This is a genomic window from Paenibacillus sp. F024 (assembly GCF_057814255.1).
In genome coordinates this window covers 16,281-34,163 of record NZ_JBVASZ010000001.1, presented here as the reverse complement: position 1 = coordinate 34,163, position 17,883 = coordinate 16,281, and the positions used below count along the sequence as shown (strand labels likewise).

Sequence of the window (17,883 nt, the reverse complement as noted above, 5' to 3'; positions counted from 1 at the left end):
TAAAAATGGAGAAGGGGAGAGAAGCGGAAGTGAATTATTTAGAAACCGCATGCAGGGCGGCTAAAGAAGCGGGCAGGATGATTCGTTCCCGTTCAGGCGGCGAGTTGGCTGCAGAAGAGAAAAGCTCAAGCTTTGATGTGGTGACCGAATTTGATAAGAAAGCGGAACAGATGATCCGTGCTTTGCTACTAGAAGCGTATCCCGATCACGCTTTTCTTGGGGAAGAGGAGACCTATCATTCCCCCCGTCCCTTGAGCGTGATTCTTGAAGAGGCGGGCGACATCCCATACTTATGGATTGTCGATCCGATCGACGGAACAACCAATTTTGTGCATGGGATTCCCGGGTTCACGGTTTCTATTGCTCTGGCCTGCAAAGGCGAGCTGGTGCTCGGAGTCGTATATGATCCAAGCAGGGATGAGCTGTTCAGCGCGGAGAAAGGCAAAGGAGCTTATCTTAACGGTAGCCCCGTAAAGGTCTCGGCAGAGGATTCAGCCGCTGAAAGTGTAGTTGCCACCGGTTTTATGCCGGCCTACAGGGAGCAGAATATCCGGAGCTTGGCTGCCTTCGGCAAGCAATTCAGGGGAATTCGGGTGCTTGGCTCGGCCGCTTTGCATATGGCTTATGTTGCCTGCGGCAGACTGGGGGGATTCTGGCAGTACGGCTTAAATCCATGGGATGTGGCCGGAGGCATCGTCCTCGTAAGGGAAGCCGGCGGAAGAGTCACCGATATCGCTGGAGGCGAGTATCATCTCCCGGTTCAACATATCATCTGCAGCAACGGGAAAGTGCATCCTGCTGTGATCAACTGTTTAAAGGACGAATAATGAGGTGGGGGCATTCATACGGCATGGCGGACAGTCGGAATCGACTGTCTTTTTTTGTGCCGTAAAATGGCCTGCAAGCTATTTGTTATTCATATGTGTTCTGTAATAGGCTTTGCGAAATTCCGTGGGGGTCATTTTTTCGTATTTTTTAAACAGCCTCATAAAATATTTGTCATCCTGGATTCCGATGAAATGGGAAATTTCCTTGATGCTCATGGTCGTGCGCGAAAGCAAATCCTTAGCCTTCGATAATTTTTGAATGTGGATCCAATCATTGAGGTTCACCCCCATCTTATGCTTGAAAAAATGAGAGAGGTAATCTTTATTGTAGTTAAAGACATGAGCAATGGAGGCGACGGAAATTTGGTCTATGGCATGTATTCGAATCCATTCCAAAATTCTCGATAAATTTTTGTCTGCCGTCGATTGTTCGCTTGGCCCATGAAAGGTTGTGATCATTTGTTCCGTCATTTCGATGAGCAGGGTCGTCAGCAAACAATGAACGCCTTGCATCGTATAATAATTAGAATTGACAACATGTTGGATTTGATGAAATAAAATATGAATTCTTTCGATGCTCGAGGGTGTAGAGAAAGTCGGTATATAAATGAATTTCCTAGATTCATTCAGGTTGGGCTGTGTCCTTAGCCGATAAATTTCTTCCATAATGGCCTCGTCGTCATCGATGATTTCAAATGGGCTGTGGCAGTAAAAATGAAACCAGTTGAAGGAGATGTTCTCGGAACACATGGCGTAGCCTTGATGAGTGCGGTGGGGAAGCAGCAGGAGAACATCGCCGGGATGGACTTGATATTGAGTATGGTCCTGCTCTATATATAGGGTTTTGTTAACGCCGATTATGATTTCAAAGCTGTCGATGATCCGTTTGGAATGAATCCAGGGTACATCGGACACAAAATGTCCTCCGGATATAAATTCAACAGGAGTATCGATACTTGCTTTTAAAAATGGCATGGTTGATGGTTCCTTTCCATTATTTTTCATTCGGCCCTATGGCAAAATGAAATTCATAACCTAAGTTTTGTCCACCTATTCTAAAGTTTAGATTACTGACTTCCATGAAATCATGGTGTTACAATAAGAATGTAAAGAGCAGTGAAGGACAGGAACAATGATCCAATAGCGGATAGAAAGGAGGAGCTGGATAGACCAGATGCCATAGGGTAAGTATCATGATAATTATACCACGTAAACCATTCAAAAACGCGCCGGGTACTACAAAATTGAAAGCGTTTTATTTACGGTGGAACACAATAGGTTTCGACAGGTTTAACCCATTTCCGAAGGGGAGCAGTGACTCTGAAATATAAGTTTTGTATATCTTGATTTCTTATCTCGGTATTTATTGGTTATCCATTTTAATAAAGCGAGGTTATGTAGGAATGATACACGCGCAGGCGATTTCGATGAAAAATGTGATAATAGATGATTCATTCTGGGCCCAAAAGCAAAAACTCATTCAGCACACTGTTATTCCTTATCAATGGGACGCTTTGAACGATGCGATTCCGAATATCGAGCCAAGTCATGCGATGGATAACTTTCGGATCGCGGCGGGCGATAAGCAGGGCGAATTTTACGGATTGTTTTTTCAGGACAGCGATTTGGCCAAATGGCTTGAGACCGTAGGATATGCTCTAACCTTACAAAGGGATGACCAGCTGGAAAAGCTGGCCGATGAGGCGATCGAGGTCATCGAACGGGCGCAGCAGCCTGACGGGTATCTAAACACCTATTTCACATTGGCCAAGCCGGGAAAAAGATGGACGAATCTCAGGGACGACCACGAGCTGTACTGCGCCGGCCATCTGATTGAAGCGGCCGTGGCCTACTATGAGGCAACCGGTAAGTCCAAGCTTTTGAATATCGTTTGCCGTTTGGTCGATCATATTGCTTCGGTCCTGGGTACGGAGCCGGGCAAAAAAAGAGGATATGACGGTCATCCGGAAATTGAGCTTGCTTTAATGAAGCTGTATCGGGTGACAGGAGACCGGCGACATTTGGATTTATGCAGTTACTTTGTGGATGAACGGGGCCAATCCCCTCATTTCTTTGACCAGGAAGCCATGGAAAGAGGAGAATCCGCTTTCGGACATAAGTATGGAAAGCATCCATACAGCTATTCTCAATCGCATAAGCCGCTCAGAGAGCAAACCAAGGCCGACGGCCATGCGGTTCGGGCTATGTATCTGTACAGCGGTATGGCGGATTTGGCTGCCGAGCTGGGCGACGATAGCTTGTGGAAGGCTTGTAAAGCATTATGGAGAAATATGACGGAAGCCAGAATGTATATCACCGGGGGAATTGGTTCGAGTGAACACGGCGAGGCGTTTACCTTCGATTATGATTTACCCAACGATATCGCCTATGCCGAAACCTGTGCCGCCATCGGCTTGGTGTTTTGGGCCCATCGGATGCTGCAGCACGACATTCATCATGAGTATGCCGATGTCATGGAACGAGCACTATATAATGGCGTGTTAAGCGGGATGTCACTGGATGGCAAAAAATACTTCTATGTCAATCCGCTCGAGATCTGGCCCGAATCCCGCGAGAAAAGAGAAGACAGACAAACGAGCCGGTTAAAGACCACCCGTCAGCATTGGTGGGGCTGTGCCTGCTGCCCGCCGAATATTGCCAGATTGATCGCCTCCCTGGGTAATTATATTTACTCCGTTCACCCGGATAAGCAGGAATTGTACGTTCACCTCTATATGGGCAGCAAAGTAACCCATCAAATTAGCGATCAGCAGGTACGTCTCTCGCAGCAAACGAATTTCCCTTGGGACGGAAATGTGCAATTGAGCCTATCCATGGAGCGGGATGCAGAGTTTACAATTGCTCTCCGGGTACCCGGCTGGTGCAGGAATGCTCGTATTCAGGTGAATGGAGAGGAAGTCGGTTTATCGGAGTCTCTCATGAACGGATACACTCAAATCAAGCGGAATTGGACAAACGGCGATCAAATTCAGCTTGTACTGGATATGCCGGTAGAGCTCGTACGCGCTCATCCTCATGTACGTGCTGCAGCGGGGAAGGCGGCTCTGCAGAGGGGCCCAGTCGTATTCTGCCTGGAGGAAGTCGACAACGGAGAAAATCTTCAGGACATCCGTCTTACCTCCGATCCTAAATTCGCAGCTCACTTTGAAGAACAGACTTTAGGCGGAATTACTGTGATTACGGGCGAAGCGCTGCGTACGGACCCGGGTTCGGCAGATAGCCGCTTATATACAACAAAGGAGAGAAAGAAGGTGCCTGTCCGTATTAAGGCTGTGCCTTATTTTGCCTGGTGCAATCGCGAACCGGGTGAGATGCAGGTTTGGATTCGCGAATAGGTGGTTCAGGGGGGAAACTTTCCCCCCTTTAAGGAATAAATGCGTTTAATGCTACACTCTAAAAAGTAAGCGTTTACAAACTGATAATGGAGGGATCTTATGTTGAACAAAACGGGGGCTTTTCTTGTTTCGCTTTCATTGGTCATATTGTCAGCCTGTGCGCCAAGCAGCAGCGAGGTTGCCGGCAATTCCGGCAAGCCTAACGACGGTGCCACCCCGCCGTCTGGGAATAACACCGCAAGCAATGAAGTGATTACCATCTCCTGGTGGGATCCCATTACCGTTACGAATACGGTAGCTCAGATGGAAAAGATTTTTGCCGATTACCAAAAGGAACATCCCAACATCAAAATTAACCGTACCTTTATTCCTAACTCGGACTACAAGAAAAAAGTATTGATGAGTCATGCGGGCAATCAGCTGCCGGATATATTGTGGGTAGATAGTCCGGAGCATCAGTCGATGGCTGCGGCAGGCATTTTTTCCGATCTGACCGAAGAAATCAAAGCTTGGGAATTCAAGGATCAATTTTTTTCGGGCCCATGGGCGTCTACCGTCTATAAGGAGAAAAACTACGGCGTTCCCGTCTACAGCAATAACTTGGCCCTCTTTTATAACGAGGACATGTTAAAAGAGGCTGGCATTAAGCCGCCAACAAACTGGGAGGAGCTGAAGTCCGCCGCACAGAAATTGACGAAGCCGGGGGTCAGCGGATTTATTGCCTCGGCGATCAAAACGGAGCACGGACTGTTTCAATTCTTGCCTTTCGTTTGGCAGGCGGGGGGAGATTTAACCAACTTTAATTCGCCGGGAACTATTGAAGCGCTCAACCTATGGAAGGAAATGATCGATAACGGCTCCATGACCAAGGAAGTATTGGGTCTGGATCAGAACAACACAGCCTTGACCTTTATTTCGGGCAAAGCCGCCATGATGGTCAATGGTCCTTGGCAGTTCCCGAATTTGGTGAAGGATGCCAAATTTAAGTGGGGTGTCGTTCCTCTTCCGGAACATAAGCAAAAGGCGACCATATTAGGCGGCTACAACTACGGGATCTCCTCTAATACCAAGCATAAAGACATTGCGTGGGACATTATCAAATTCGCCGAACAATCCGAACGCAAAAAGGAGCTGCTCAAGTCGACAGGACATCTTCCGGCAAGAAAAGATTTAATCACCGATCCCGTATGGGCGAACAATCCGAATTTCAAAATATTTGCAGACGCTATGGAAGTGGCCAAACCGAGAGCCTATGGCGCGGATTACTTGAAAATATCCGAGTATGCGCAGGATGTAATGCAGCAGGTGTTCACAGGCAGCAAATCGGCTGAGGAGGCGGTAAAAGAGGCCGACGCCAAGATTAAACCGCTGCTTCCTTAAAGGGGTGATGTAAGGGGGGAGCGATCATCCCTTACGAATAATGTCCAGGAGGTGAACTATGCAAATCCCGCAAGCTGTAACCGTGAAAAAGTCGTCTAACCTTAAAGTGCGGAATTGGGGCAACTATTTGTTTTTAGCGCCCGGAGTGCTCTTCTTGGTTTTATTCATGATTTTTCCGATCATTTATAATTTTGTGCTGAGCTTTGAGAATGTGACGCTGCTCAATTTGAAAGGCGAGAAGGAGTTTGCCGGCTTAGCGAATTACAGGACGATCTTCAGCGATCCTGTTTTTTACATCTCGCTTAAAAATTCCGTCATCTTCACGGTAAGCAGTATCTTCTTTCAATTTACCATAGGATTTGCCTTCGCCTTGCTTTTTAATTTGGACTTTCCGGGAAGAAATATTTTACGCTCTCTATTAATTCTCGCCTGGATGCTTCCGGGAATTATTATTTCCTCGTTGTTCAAATGGATTCTATCCGGAGATTCCGGCGTATTTAACTACATTCTGCAAGTCTTGGGGATCATAGAAAAGCCCATTCTATGGTTGACGGAAACCAGTACATCCTTGTACGGGACCATTATAGCTAATATTTGGCATGGCATTCCTTTCAACATGCTGATTTTACTTGGAGGTCTACAGTCGCTTCCGGAGCAATTATACGAAGCGGCAAGAATTGACGGTGCCACGCGCTTCCGCCAATTTATCCATATTACGCTCCCTCTGATGAGGCCGACCATCTTAATTCTTCTGATGCTGGGGGTTATTTATACTTTTAAAGTATTTGAATTGATTTACGTCATGACGGCCGGGGGGCCGGTAACCTCTTCCTTTGTTCTTCCGTTTTATGCGTTCAATCTGACGTTTTTCCATATGGAGTTTAGTCAGGGCGCTGCGGTGGCGACCATGATGCTGGTCTTTTTATGTCTGGTCTCGGCTGTTTATCTTTGGTTTCTGAGAAGGGAGGAGAAAATTCATTAATGGCGATCTCGAGAAATGAAAAGCACATGGCCCTGATAATCGCTTTGATTTCAACGATTCTGTTTCTGTTCCCTGTGTATTGGATGGTTATTACGTCCATTAAGCCCATGAATGAATTGTTTGCCAGCCCTCCGACCTTTTTTCCGCACGACCCGACCTTTCTGGCCTATAAAGAAAATTTGCTGGATAATCAGTCGATTATCGGGTACATCGGCAACAGCTTTATCATTGCAATGGGGACGATGGTGGTTTCACTGCTTCTTGCCGCGCCGGCGGCTTATGCGTTAGCCCGATTGGAGGTTAAAGGAAAAGCAGCGGTCATGATTTTGCTTCTGGTTTCCCAAATGCTGCCCGGCATGATGCTGGCGATGCCGCTGTTTATTTTCTTTTCCCAGTTCGGACTGCTAAACAGCTTTCTGGCACTGATCATCGGCAACGCCACTCATGCCGTACCCTTTGCGATCGTGGTGCTTCGCCCCTATTTTCTTTCCGTTCCCAGTGGGCTGGAGGATGCTGCGGTCATTGACGGCTGTACTAAATTCGGTATCTTCTCACGCATTTTTTTGCCGTTGGTGAAGCCGGGACTGCTTACCATCGGAGCTTTTTGCTTTCTGTTCGGGTGGGGCGACTTCTTATTCGCACTGACGTTGACCACGGATAATGCCATACGACCCTTGACTTTGGGGCTATACAAGTTCATGGGCGAGTACGGCATCGAGTGGAACGGCTTAATGACGGTGGCGACCATTACGGCGATTCCGATCGTGATCATTTTCATTGCACTGCAAAAATATATCGTCAGCGGAGTCGCTTCCGGCGCGATGAAAGATTAATCCATCCTAAATTGTTGGAGGCAAACCATGAATATTAAAATGCAAACGTTATCCAATCGGAAGATCAGGATACTTCCGACCTTTTGGGGCGATCGATTGAAGGTTGTATGGACTTGGCATTCCCTATCAATGGGAAGCGTTAAACAACCGTGTTCCGGGAGCGGAGCCCAGCCATTCCGTAAACAATTTTCGCGTTGCTGCAGGAATTGTTGAAGGAAGCTGCTAGGGCAAGGTGTTTCAGGACAGCGATTTGTAGCCGTCAGCAGCGCCCTGGAAATGAACTACGACCCGGCTTTGGATGAGCTTGCCGATCATATGATTGATCTGCTTGCCAACGTTCAGCAGCCTGACGGGTATATTAACACTTATTTTATGCTGCAGAAGTCGGGGGAGCGGTGGACGAACCTTCGCGAAGATCATAGGCTGTATTGCGGAGGCCATATGATCGAAGCCGCTGTGGCTCACTTCAAATCGACGGCCAAGCGCAGGCTTCTGGATGCCTCCTGCCGGTTCGCAGATCTGGTGGATACCGTGTTCGGACCGGAACAGGGGCAAATCCGGGGCTGTCTGAAATGAATGAGATTGTAAAATTTGAAATATAGGAGAGGGAGCAATGGGACTAAACATCGCGTTGGTTGGATTAGGCTTCGGCGCGGAATTTGCTGCGATTTATAGGGATCATCCCGATGTGGATGAGGTGGCCATCTGCGATACGAACGCTGAATTGCTGCATGCGTACGGTGACCAATGGGGGGTTGAACGGAGATATACTGATATTCAAGCTATCCTGGATTCGGAGCAATATGATGCCGTTCATTTGGTTACACCGATCCATACGCATGCCAAATTATCCGCAGATGTTTTGAAGTCAGGCAAGCATTGTGCGTGTACGGTTCCTATGGCCACGACGATAGAAGAGCTCAAAGAAATTGTGGCCGTTCAGAAAGCCACGGGTAAGCATTATATGATGATGGAGACCTCCGTTTACACGTATCCTTTTTTAAAGGCTAAAGAAATGCTGGAAAAGGGAGATTTCGGAAGAATCCAGTTTCTCCGCGGAGCCCACTATCAGGATATGGAGGGCTGGCCCGCCTATTGGAAGGGACTCCCCCCTATGCATTATGCCACCCATGCCATTGCGCCTCTTCTGGCTTTGAGCCAAAGCCGTGCAGTGAAGGTGCATTGCTTCGGATCCGGGGTGATGCGGGACGAACTGACCGAACCTTACGCCAATCCTTATCCGATAGAGACAGCCATTTTTCAGCTAGAGATTCCGCAATTATGCGCCGAAGTGACCCGCTCTTTATTTCATACCGCACGCGATTATATGGAAAGCTTTAATATATACGGGGAGAAATCATCGATGGAATGGCATCTCGAAAAGGAGCCGCCGATCGTTTTTCAATTTGAAGACGGGTACCGTAAAAATGGCAGGGGACACAGGGTATCTCATCGCCCTATGGATTTGCCGGACTTTACCGAGCTTTTACCGCAATCCATTGCCCATTATGCCAGGCTGCAGCCTAAGGTGCATGAGAGTAATCCACATTTATCCGTGCTTCAGGGCGGAAATCATCATGGTTCACACCCTCATCTCGTCCATGAGTTCGTTCGCAGTATTGTCGAGCATAGGAGGCCCTGGATTGACGCTGTTACAGCCGCGAATTGGACTGCCGCTGGCATATGTGCTCACGAGTCGGCCACTGTGGGCGGTAAGGCCGTTGATATTCCCTGCTTTGGATAATGGTATACAAAAGCGCCGAAAGCCTTAGTGCTGACGGGGCTTTTGTATTTTCACAATTCTAGCATATACGAGCTTGAATTACATATATTTAATACCAAAGCGAACTCATCAGTTGAGCATATCAGTTCAAGAAGGAAGGTGACGATTACATTTTGGAGAAGAAAATTCAACCATTTACCCAAAAAATGATCCGCGATACGATATGGAAAATCAGCCGGAACGAATACCAATCTGGAGCTCAGTTACCTTCAATTGAATCTATAGCCAAAGGTTACGGAGTAGCCAGAACAACGGTTCGGGAAAGCATCAAAACGATGGAATCTACCGGATTGGTTTATTCCATTCACGGAAAAGGGACCTTTATCGCAGAATTTACCCCTTCTCCTAATGGCCTGGCATTTTTGGAGCATGTTGTCGATTTAAGAAGAATGATCGAAATATTTGGCATCAAGAAGGCTGCGGAAAACCGCTTGGAAACGGATATCGAAGTGTTGAGAGAGCTATTGGAGGAAATGCGGAAAACCCTCACGGTTCCCAGCCGATTCTTGGAATTTGATCGCGATTTTCACTATGCGATCTCAAAAGCTTCCAAAAACCCTTTTGTCAGCAGTATTTTTTCTAATATTTCCGGCATGTTTGATGCGGTGATGGAGGCTTTAACCCACATACCCGATTATCCGTTTGAAAAAGTGCTGGAGGATCACACGATTATGGTCGATGCGATTGAAGCGAGGGACTCCCGGCTGGCTGAGGACATCATGATAAGACATCTCGATAACATTACCGAAAAATTAACAAAGTCAGTATAGCCAATAGATTTTATTTATCAATCGGACGGTGAACGATAGCAAGATTAATAAAGAGAAACTCATCAGATGAGCATATTGGTTTATTTATTGAATATGATGGCTGTGAGGAAATCAATGAGACTAGATTGCTTCCGCATGGGTCCATTTGTTTAGATACCTTGCCATAATAAGCCAAGATCGTTCTTCCGATTCTCTCCACAACCTCCAAGGCATGGATACCCTGCCCGAACCCAAGCAGAGGCAAGAATAAAGGAGGGTATTGTCCATTTTGATAAGACCTAAAGGGATTGAGAACCGCGATGAGATGGATGAGTTGATCAAGGAAAAATCCATGCTGTCCCGTTTGGAAACGGTCCGGTTGATTTCATTTGCGGGCAGCGGACACTACGGATCTTCATTTTCTTGTGCAGAAATCGTTTCCGTACTTTATTATTACGCCATGAAGTACGACCCTAAGCGTCCTTTGTGGCCGCAGCGGGATCGCTTTGTGATGGGGAAGGGACACGCCGCCGTCGGATTATATCCCATTTTGGCGGATGTTGGTTTCTTCCCTAAAGCCGATCTCAACACATATATGCAGCTGGGCAGCGCATTTGGACCCGACATGAATAAAATCCCCGGCGTTGATTTCAGCTCGGGTTCGTTGGGACATAGAATATCTGTTTGTGTAGGGATGGCAAGGGCGTCTCCTGGATGGAGCATACGTTTGAATGGCATGTAGCCAACTTGGCGCAAGAAGATATCGATAAAGCGAATTGACCGCAGGAGAAACGCTGGCCCGATTGGGAGAAGTACCCCGAGATCGTTGCCTTATGTGCGGATTTGGGCTATCCAACCCGCTTGGCAGACTTTGGCCGTAAATTCCCGGAGCGCTTTTTCGATTTCGGCATCGCCGAGAAAAATATGGTATCGGCTGCAGTCGGCTTGGCTGCGACAGGTAAAGTCCCCTTTGTGGCCACGTATGCCTCATTTTTGGGATTGCTCTGCTGTGAGCAGATTCGAACCGATATCGCATACCCTAATCTGAAGGGGTATGACTTATCGGCACGCATACGGGAATTGACATGGGCTTCTGCGGATCCTCCCATCATGCTACGGAGGATATGGCCATTATCCGCTCGCTGGCGAATATGACGGTCATTTCTCCCGCAGACGGGCAAGCACTGTCGGAGCTGATAGAGGAGTCGGTTGTCTCTTACCACGGACCGATATATTTCCGGGTGAGCAGAGGCAGGGAGGAATCGGTTTATACGGCGGACCGTCCCAAGAACATGATCGGCAAAGCGAATGAACTTAGAGAAGGGAACGATCTGACTCTTATCGCTTGCGGAATCACCGTCAAATCGGCTTTGGATGCTGCGGAACAATTAAATCGGAAAGGGCTGGCAGTCCGTGAAGAATGGGATCTCATTTTCAATATCAATATGAAGGGGGTGTTTCATCTTACCCAGGAAGTTATGCACTATATGAAGCAGAGGAAATACGGCAGAATCGTCAATTTGGGTTCGGTTTCGGGAAAACGGGGAGGCGGTGTATTTGGAGGCTCCCAATACTCGGCGGCTAAAGCAGCGGTAGGCGGTTTTTCGAAAGCGGTTGCAAGGGAGGGGCTCCCTTTGGCATTCCCTGTAACAGCGTGGCTCCCGGACTGATCGGAACGGAAATCACCGGAGGGCAGCTGACACCTGAATTAAAAGAGGAATTAGTTAGAGGCATTCCGGTCGGAAGGATTGGCACGATTAGGGATGTAGCCTATACCATTGCCTTCTTGGCTTCTGAAGAGGCCGGATATATTACGGGCGAAGAAATAGATATTAATGGCGGAATGCATATCGATTAAAGATAAGGGGATGTCCTATGAAAAAAATAGTTAGTGTTTTGCTCACTCTAAGCATCGTTTTGGCAGCATGTTCTTCCGGCGGTTCGAATTCAAGCACCAATCCGAGTCCCAATGCATCCGGCAATCCCTCTTCACCTCCTGCGAATACGAAGAAAATAACGATTAAATTGGGACACAGCAGCGCCGAAACCAACTTCAGACATAAGGCGGCTTTGAAGTTTAAAGAACTGGTTGAACAAAAGTCCAACGGCCATATGGAAGTACAGGTTTACCCGGCTGAACAATTGGGCAGCGAATCGGCCATGCTGCAAAGTCTGGTAACTAATTCCATACAGGCAACGCCTGTAGCCACCGGTCTTTTTGCCAAATATTCCAGCAGCATCGGCGTGATCGAGCTGCCTTATCTCTTTGAGAATTTCGAGCAGGCATGGAAGGTGCTGGACGGTCCGGTCGGCCAAGAGCTTGCCGAACCGTTGATTGGCAAAGGGATCCGGATTATCAGCTATTGGGAGAACGGATTCAGACAAATTACCAATAACAAAAGGCCTATCGACAAACCGGAGGATTTAAAAGGGATTAAAATTCGTACTCCCGAAATTCCTCTTTCTTTAAGTGTTCTCAAAGCGATGGGGGCCAATTCGGTAGGAATGGCATACGGTGAGCTGTTCCCGGCATTGGAGCAGCATGTGGTTGACGGACAGGAAAATCCTTTGACGAACATTAATGCCAGCAAGTTTTATGAAGTTCAAAAATATCTTTCCATGACAGGCCATCAATACAGCCCGGTGCCGTTTGCCGTCAGCGAAACCTTTTGGAGGTCGTTAACGGCGGAGCAGCAAAAAATCATATCCGACAGCGGAAAAGAAGCGGGGAAAATGATGCGTGAGCTGGTTAAACAAGATGACATCAAGCTGAAGAGCGAGCTGCAGACCAAAGGAATGATCATCAACGAGCCGGACAAAAAACCGTTCCAGGATGCCGTTCTCCCGGTGTACAAAGAATACGAAAACACCTATGGAAAAGATTTGATTGAAAAAGTTCGTAACGCTTCCAAACAGTAAATCTTGCACGAGCAGCTTAGTGGATGAGGAGATGCAATATGAAAAAAAACGTTGGCATTTTACTCTCGATATCCATGGCATTATTTCTGGCAGCTTGTACTACCGGCGGCACTCCATCGGCTTCAGGTCTTTCCGGGCGAACAATTAGGCAGTGAATCCGCCATGCTTCAGAGCCTGGTGACGAACTCGATTCAAGCTACGCCGGTAGCTACGGGCCTCTTTGCCAAATACAGCAGCAGCATCGGCGTGATCGAGCTGCCATATCTCTTCGAAAATTTCGAGCAGGCATGGAAGGTGCTGGACGGTCCTGTCGGCCAAGAGCTTGCGGAACCGTTGATCGGCAAAGGGATTCGGATTATCAGCTATTGGGAGAACGGCTTTAGACAAATTACGAACAACAAAAAGCCGATCGAAAAGCCGGAGGATTTAACAGGGGTTAAAATTCGTACACCGGAAATTCCGGTCTCGCTGAGCGTGCTAAAAGCGATGGGAGCCAATTCCGTTGGAATGCATACAGCGAGCTGTACCCTGCGTTGGAGCAGCATGTCGTCGACGGACAGGAAAATCCGCTGACCAATATTAACGCCAGCAAGTTTTATGAAGTCCAGAAATATCTTTCCTTAACGGGTCATCAATACAGCCCGGTACCGTTTGCCGTCAGTGAAGCCTTCTGGAAACCGTTGTCGCCCGAACAGCAAAAAATCATATCCGACAGCGGAAAAGAAGCGGGACAAATGATGCGGGAGCTGGTCAGGCAGGACGATATCAAGCTGAAGGCCGAGCTGCAGGCCAAAGGAATGAAAATCAATGAGCCGGACAAAAAACCATTCCAGCAAGCGGTTGCTGCGGTGTACAAGGAATATGAAAGCACGTACGGAAAAGAACAGATTGAAAAAGTACGCAACGCGGCCCAACAGTAACGAATCGGATGTGCCGCCCCTGGAAATGGGGCGGTTATCTATCCATCCTATTAGAGGAGGTATCGCCAGCTTCGGGAGGCATGGTCCGTAAGGCAATAGGCTTCAAAACAGTTAAAGCTCCTTGGAATATCATCAACGGTGCATGATGTTCACACGATTAAACCGTTGAATGAGGAGTTGATTGTATCGTGTGCACGGTCGCATAAAGCCATAGTCACCTTTGAACCGCACAGCATCATTGTAGGGCTTGGCGCAGCGGTATCGGAGCTGTTGGACGTATAGCGCCGGTACCGATGCAGCGCGTCGGCATTAAGGACCGGTTTACCGAGTCGGGCTCAGCCGGCGATCGGAATTGATAAATATGGTCCTGCGGTCCAATCCGTTACTAGCGGTAGAAAAGGGGCTTGTGCGCAAATAACAGCTGTTTAAACGGCAGATTTAATTTAAAGGCGGTGTCCATCCATGCAAAAGGTTTCCAAGCCGATCAGAAGTCTCCTTAATCTTGCTATCGTGATCTCCTTGACGGCCATGTGTATCCTTGTTTTTGGAAACGCAGTGTTACGATATGTGTTTGATTCCGGCATCTCCTGGTCCGAAGAAATGGCGCGGTTTTTGTTAATATGGATGACCTTTCTCGGGGCCATTGCCGCATTGAAAGACAACCAGCATCTGGGTGTCGATATGTTTGTCAAAAAGCTGCCCCTTACACTAAGAAAAATCGCTTTTGTGCTCAGCAATCTGATGGTTCTGTATTGTCTTTGGCTGGTTTTTTTGGGGAGTTGGAATATTACAATATTGAATGTGGATAACAGAGCCCCGGCTACCGGTATGCGTCTGTTTTTGGTATACGGCATTGGGGTGGTTACCAGTGTGAGTATGGGAGCTATTTTGCTTTACAATATATTTCAGGCTCTATTCAAGAAAAATACCGATCTCACGTTCACGAGCGAATCGGAAGAATTACAAAGTCACACAGCCAATAAATAAAAGGGGGAAAGAACGTGACAATAGCCGTATTTGTTGGTTCGCTTCTAGGCGCGATGGCGTTAGGCATACCGATTGCTTTTTCCCTCTTGCTTTGCGGAGTTGCGTTAATGCTTTATCTGGGCAGCTTTGATACGTCCATTATTGCGCAAAATCTGATTAATGGCGTGGATAACTTTTCACTAATGGCGATCCCTTTTTTTATTCTTGCCGGGGAACTCATGAACGCCGGAGGGATTTCCAAACGGATTGTCAATCTCGCCTTGGCACTGGTCGGACATATTCGCGGAAGTCTCGGATATGTTGTCATTATCGGAAGTGTTCTGTTTGCCGGACTTTCCGGCTCGGCCGTTGCGGATACGGCTGCACTGGGCGCAATCTTGATTCCGATGATGGTTAAAGCAGGCTATGATCGAAACCGGGCAAGCGGTATGGTCGCAGGGAGCGGTATCATTGCCCCCATTATCCCGCCAAGCATACCCATGATTCTGTACGGGGTAACTGCCAACGTATCGATCACCAAATTGTTTCTCGGAGGTATCGTACCCGGACTTCTGATGGGCGTAGGGTTAGCGGTTTGCTGGTGGTGGCTTTCGCGTACGGGAACCTACCAGGTCTATCCACGCAAATCGTTCAAAGAGATTTTCGGCACCTTCCTGGATTCGATCTGGGCACTGCTACTGCCTGTCTTTATCCTTGTGGGCATGCGCGGAGGGATATTTACCATTACGGAATCTGCGGTTATGGCTGCATTCTATGCTTTAGTTGTCGGGCTGTTCATTTACCGTGAATTGAAATTGGAACGGATGTTCGACGTCTTGCTGTCAGCTGCCAAAACGACCAGCGTGGTTCTGTTTCTTACCGCTGCGGCGATGGTATCTGCATGGCAGATCACGATTGCCAACATTCCTGCGGAAATAGCCGGGATGCTGGGTCCGTTCATTGAACAAAAAACGCTGCTGCTAATACTGATTATGGTTTTGGTGTTTTTGGTCGGCACGGCTATGGATTTGACACCGACGGTTCTCATTCTCACTCCTGTGCTGATGCCTGTTATACACGCAGCGGGTATCGATCCGGTCTACTTTGGCATTCTCTATATTTTAAATTGTTGTATCGGCCTGCTGACTCCACCGGTAGGCACGGTACTTAATGTGGCCGCCAGTGTCGGGAAAACCAGCATGGAAGGCATCATGAGGGGCGTTTGGCCGTTTCTATGGGTTCATGTCCTGATCCTTCTTCTTTTGATTCTGTTTCCGCAGCTGGTTACGGTTCCATTGGAGATTTTATTTAAGAAGTAAGTCTAATCAGCGCATTTTTTTCACAAGAATAAATTCATCAGATGAGCATATGATTGGGTACTGGAAACATTAAATTAGGAGGAATGAACGATGAGTAACAGAGAAACCTTGGCAGATATTACGGTTGTTGACGTTGACGTCCATGTGAATGATACTCCCAGAGAGCTTGCCCCATATATCGATATGCCTTGGCGCAAGTCACTGGAATATTTGGAGGAAATCCCGTGGAGATATTTATCGATTCCGGGTTATGCGCCCCAGTTTAGAGATAATCTTCCTCTCTGGCCGGGGGGGAATACGATGTTCCGTCAGGTCACAACACCGGCACAAATGAAGGAGGAATTATCCGCCTTTCATATTGATATCGGGGTTCTGTTCCCCGACCATCTTCTGCTGATCAATAATTTGCCGCAGATCGAATATGCTTCAGCCTTGGCCAGAGCCTATAACGCCTATCTCGTAGATAAGTGGTGCGATAAAGAGCAGGGCTTGAAGGGCTGCATCCTCGCCTGCTCCCAAGATCCGGAGGATGCGGCGAGAGAGATTGAGAAGTATAAGGGTTCGGAAGGAATTGTCGGCATTTATCTTCCGTGTGCCGGACTCGATATCTTATGGGGACATCGAAAGTATGATCCAATATTCCATGCTGCCGAATCGGCCGGCCTTCCGTTGATTCTTCATGCAGCCACCACCTTGGTACCGCATTTTCCGAATAACGTGCATCAATACGAAACGCTCATCGGTCAATTTGTTTTCCCGCATTGCTTTTCCATGATGGCGAACATGCTGAAAATGATGGAAAAGGGAATACCTGTCCGGTTCCCTAAACTGAAAATTTGTTTTGAAGAAGCGGGAATTTCCTGGGTGCCGTTTATGATGATGAGATTAGATAAAGTGTACATGGAGCAGCGCAGAGAATGGGGAATTTTGGAGCATCCTCCAAGCCACTATATCAAAAACTTTTACTACGCCACTCAACCCATTGAAGAGCCGGACAAACCGGAGCATTTAAAGCAGATTATCGATATGTTCGAAGGGGAAAACCGCGTCATGTTTGCATCCGATTGGCCTCATCATGATTTTGATCATCCGAGAGAAGTGTTCAACAATCCGGCATTTACCCCGGAGCTGCGACGCAAGATAATGGGAGAAAATGCATTGGAATTTTTTAATATCGACAAAACGGGCCGCAGGCTGAATCTGCTGAAGAAAACAAGCGGACAGATCTAGTTAGCATAATGCTTGGGAGGAAAGGGTGACCGATCGTGGCGGATGGTGAGATCATAGGTAAAGTAGAAGACTTTCCAAAGGGCTCTCATAAAGTAGTCAAGGTGAAGAACAGAGAAATCGGAGTGTTTAATGTGGATGGAGAGCTTTATGCGCTTCCTAACCTTTGTCCGCATCAGGTAGGTCCCGTTTGCGAGGGAAGAGTATCGGGAACGCTTACGGCCACCAAGGAAACGAATTGGCAGAAGCAGTGGGTTAAGGAGGGCGAAATCATTGCCTGTCCATGGCATGGGCTGGAGTATGAAATTAAGACGGGACAGTGCCTGGCATATTCGGAAATCAAACTGAGAACCTATAAGGTGCAGATTCAAGATGGTCTAATCCGGCTGCTGTAAGCTTGAGGCAGACCGATAAATAAGAGAAGGGCAGAAGGAGCACATATGAAACTGGAGCGTCTTAAGGTCATCGAAACGCCCGATGAATATCTCGTGGTCTATAACGACAATGAATGGGATTGGGTAGCCAAATTCAATACATCGTGGGCGGACGCGAAGAGCTGGGCTGACCATATGGTTGAGGTATATAACTCCCGTATAAGCAGCACCCACTAAAGATACCGTTT

Annotated in this window: 19 protein-coding genes and 2 pseudogenes; 20 read left to right on the top strand and 1 reads right to left on the bottom strand. The window is 47.6% G+C overall.

Going from position 1 to position 17,883, the window contains the following annotated elements; all coding sequences use genetic code 11:
- Positions 1–29: 29 nt before the first annotated feature.
- On the top strand, positions 30–827 hold the full coding sequence (locus ACZYR9_RS00200) for an inositol monophosphatase family protein (protein ID WP_488976432.1): 798 nt from the start codon (positions 30–32) through the stop codon (positions 825–827).
- Between the two features lie 78 nt (positions 828–905).
- On the opposite strand, the gene ACZYR9_RS00195 is transcribed toward ACZYR9_RS00200, so the two are convergent.
- Positions 906–1,742, bottom strand: a complete 837-nt coding sequence (locus ACZYR9_RS00195; protein WP_488976431.1) for a helix-turn-helix transcriptional regulator — start codon at positions 1,740–1,742, stop codon at positions 906–908.
- Positions 1,743–2,254: 512 nt separating this feature from the next.
- Between ACZYR9_RS00195 and ACZYR9_RS00190 the strand changes: the two genes are divergently transcribed.
- The 19 genes and pseudogenes from ACZYR9_RS00190 to ACZYR9_RS00100 all read left to right on the top strand — a co-directional run bounded on the left by ACZYR9_RS00190 (position 2,255) and on the right by ACZYR9_RS00100 (position 17,872).
- Positions 2,255–4,183, top strand: coding sequence for a glycoside hydrolase family 127 protein (locus ACZYR9_RS00190; protein WP_488976430.1), 1,929 nt, complete (start codon positions 2,255–2,257; stop codon positions 4,181–4,183).
- A 99-nt stretch (positions 4,184–4,282) separates the two neighbouring features.
- The gene (locus ACZYR9_RS00185; RefSeq protein WP_488976429.1) at positions 4,283–5,563 is read left to right on the top strand and encodes an ABC transporter substrate-binding protein; all 1,281 of its coding nucleotides are present in this window, start codon (positions 4,283–4,285) and stop codon (positions 5,561–5,563) included.
- Positions 5,564–5,621: 58 nt separating this feature from the next.
- Positions 5,622–6,545 (top strand): carbohydrate ABC transporter permease, encoded by a 924-nt coding sequence (locus tag ACZYR9_RS00180; RefSeq protein WP_488976428.1) that lies wholly within the window; start codon positions 5,622–5,624, stop codon positions 6,543–6,545.
- Positions 6,545–7,378 carry a carbohydrate ABC transporter permease gene (locus ACZYR9_RS00175; protein WP_488976427.1) on the top strand — a complete coding sequence of 278 codons (834 nt, stop codon included), beginning with the start codon at positions 6,545–6,547 and terminating at the stop codon, positions 7,376–7,378. Before ACZYR9_RS00180 ends, ACZYR9_RS00175 begins: the two co-directional genes overlap by 1 nt.
- 219 nt (positions 7,379–7,597) lie before the next feature.
- The gene (locus ACZYR9_RS00170; RefSeq protein WP_488977113.1) at positions 7,598–7,954 is read left to right on the top strand and encodes a beta-L-arabinofuranosidase domain-containing protein; all 357 of its coding nucleotides are present in this window, start codon (positions 7,598–7,600) and stop codon (positions 7,952–7,954) included.
- Between the two features lie 37 nt (positions 7,955–7,991).
- Entirely contained in the window at positions 7,992–9,122 is a 1,131-nt protein-coding gene (locus ACZYR9_RS00165) for a Gfo/Idh/MocA family protein (RefSeq protein ID WP_488976426.1), read from the top strand.
- Positions 9,123–9,274: 152 nt separating this feature from the next.
- On the top strand, positions 9,275–9,931 hold the full coding sequence (locus ACZYR9_RS00160; protein WP_488976425.1) for a FadR/GntR family transcriptional regulator: 657 nt from the start codon (positions 9,275–9,277) through the stop codon (positions 9,929–9,931).
- A 268-nt stretch (positions 9,932–10,199) separates the two neighbouring features.
- Positions 10,200–10,652: a hypothetical protein gene (locus ACZYR9_RS00155; RefSeq protein WP_488976424.1), complete on the top strand. Its 453-nt coding sequence runs from the start codon at positions 10,200–10,202 to the stop codon at positions 10,650–10,652.
- 101 nt (positions 10,653–10,753) lie between these two features.
- Entirely contained in the window at positions 10,754–11,065 is a 312-nt protein-coding gene (locus ACZYR9_RS00150; RefSeq protein ID WP_488976423.1) for a hypothetical protein, read from the top strand.
- Positions 10,972–11,580 carry an SDR family NAD(P)-dependent oxidoreductase gene (locus ACZYR9_RS00145; RefSeq protein ID WP_488977112.1) on the top strand — a complete coding sequence of 203 codons (609 nt, stop codon included), beginning with the start codon at positions 10,972–10,974 and terminating at the stop codon, positions 11,578–11,580. Before ACZYR9_RS00150 ends, ACZYR9_RS00145 begins: the two co-directional genes overlap by 94 nt.
- On the top strand, positions 11,565–11,768 hold the full coding sequence (locus ACZYR9_RS00140) for an SDR family oxidoreductase (protein ID WP_488976422.1): 204 nt from the start codon (positions 11,565–11,567) through the stop codon (positions 11,766–11,768). The genes ACZYR9_RS00145 and ACZYR9_RS00140 overlap by 16 nt, the downstream gene beginning before the upstream one ends.
- Positions 11,769–11,785: 17 nt before the next feature.
- Positions 11,786–12,829: a TRAP transporter substrate-binding protein gene (locus tag ACZYR9_RS00135; RefSeq protein WP_488976421.1), complete on the top strand. Its 1,044-nt coding sequence runs from the start codon at positions 11,786–11,788 to the stop codon at positions 12,827–12,829.
- 162 nt (positions 12,830–12,991) lie between these two features.
- A pseudogene (locus tag ACZYR9_RS00130) lies at positions 12,992–13,749 on the top strand (DctP family TRAP transporter solute-binding subunit).
- A 111-nt stretch (positions 13,750–13,860) separates the two neighbouring features.
- Positions 13,861–14,031 (top strand): annotated as a pseudogene (locus ACZYR9_RS00125) (transketolase C-terminal domain-containing protein); the annotation flags it as partial.
- A gap of 180 nt (positions 14,032–14,211) precedes the next feature.
- Positions 14,212–14,736 carry a TRAP transporter small permease gene (locus ACZYR9_RS00120; protein WP_488976420.1) on the top strand — a complete coding sequence of 175 codons (525 nt, stop codon included), beginning with the start codon at positions 14,212–14,214 and terminating at the stop codon, positions 14,734–14,736.
- Between the two features lie 14 nt (positions 14,737–14,750).
- Positions 14,751–16,034: a TRAP transporter large permease gene (locus tag ACZYR9_RS00115; RefSeq protein ID WP_488976419.1), complete on the top strand. Its 1,284-nt coding sequence runs from the start codon at positions 14,751–14,753 to the stop codon at positions 16,032–16,034.
- A 90-nt stretch (positions 16,035–16,124) separates the two neighbouring features.
- A complete protein-coding gene (locus ACZYR9_RS00110) occupies positions 16,125–17,264 on the top strand; it encodes an amidohydrolase family protein (RefSeq protein ID WP_488976418.1) in 1,140 nt (379 codons plus the stop codon).
- A gap of 35 nt (positions 17,265–17,299) precedes the next feature.
- Complete coding sequence (locus tag ACZYR9_RS00105; protein ID WP_488976417.1) at positions 17,300–17,656, top strand: Rieske (2Fe-2S) protein; 357 nt, start codon at positions 17,300–17,302, stop codon at positions 17,654–17,656.
- A 45-nt stretch (positions 17,657–17,701) separates the two neighbouring features.
- The gene (locus ACZYR9_RS00100; RefSeq protein WP_488976416.1) at positions 17,702–17,872 is read left to right on the top strand and encodes a hypothetical protein; all 171 of its coding nucleotides are present in this window, start codon (positions 17,702–17,704) and stop codon (positions 17,870–17,872) included.
- Positions 17,873–17,883: the final 11 nt, after the last annotated feature.

Excerpts from the sequence above, each read along its gene's own strand:
- ACZYR9_RS00190 (WP_488976430.1), top strand. The coding sequence starts at position 2,255 with ATGAAAAATGTGATAATAGATGATTCATTCTGGGCCCAAAAGCAAAAA.
- ACZYR9_RS00185 (WP_488976429.1), top strand. The coding sequence starts at position 4,283 with ATGTTGAACAAAACGGGGGCTTTTCTTGTTTCGCTTTCATTGGTCATA.
- ACZYR9_RS00180 (WP_488976428.1), top strand. The coding sequence starts at position 5,622 with ATGCAAATCCCGCAAGCTGTAACCGTGAAAAAGTCGTCTAACCTTAAA.
- ACZYR9_RS00175 (WP_488976427.1), top strand. The coding sequence starts at position 6,545 with ATGGCGATCTCGAGAAATGAAAAGCACATGGCCCTGATAATCGCTTTG.
- ACZYR9_RS00165 (WP_488976426.1), top strand. The coding sequence starts at position 7,992 with ATGGGACTAAACATCGCGTTGGTTGGATTAGGCTTCGGCGCGGAATTT.
- ACZYR9_RS00135 (WP_488976421.1), top strand. The coding sequence starts at position 11,786 with ATGAAAAAAATAGTTAGTGTTTTGCTCACTCTAAGCATCGTTTTGGCA.
- ACZYR9_RS00120 (WP_488976420.1), top strand. The coding sequence starts at position 14,212 with ATGCAAAAGGTTTCCAAGCCGATCAGAAGTCTCCTTAATCTTGCTATC.
- ACZYR9_RS00110 (WP_488976418.1), top strand. The coding sequence starts at position 16,125 with ATGAGTAACAGAGAAACCTTGGCAGATATTACGGTTGTTGACGTTGAC.
- ACZYR9_RS00100 (WP_488976416.1), top strand. The coding sequence starts at position 17,702 with ATGAAACTGGAGCGTCTTAAGGTCATCGAAACGCCCGATGAATATCTC.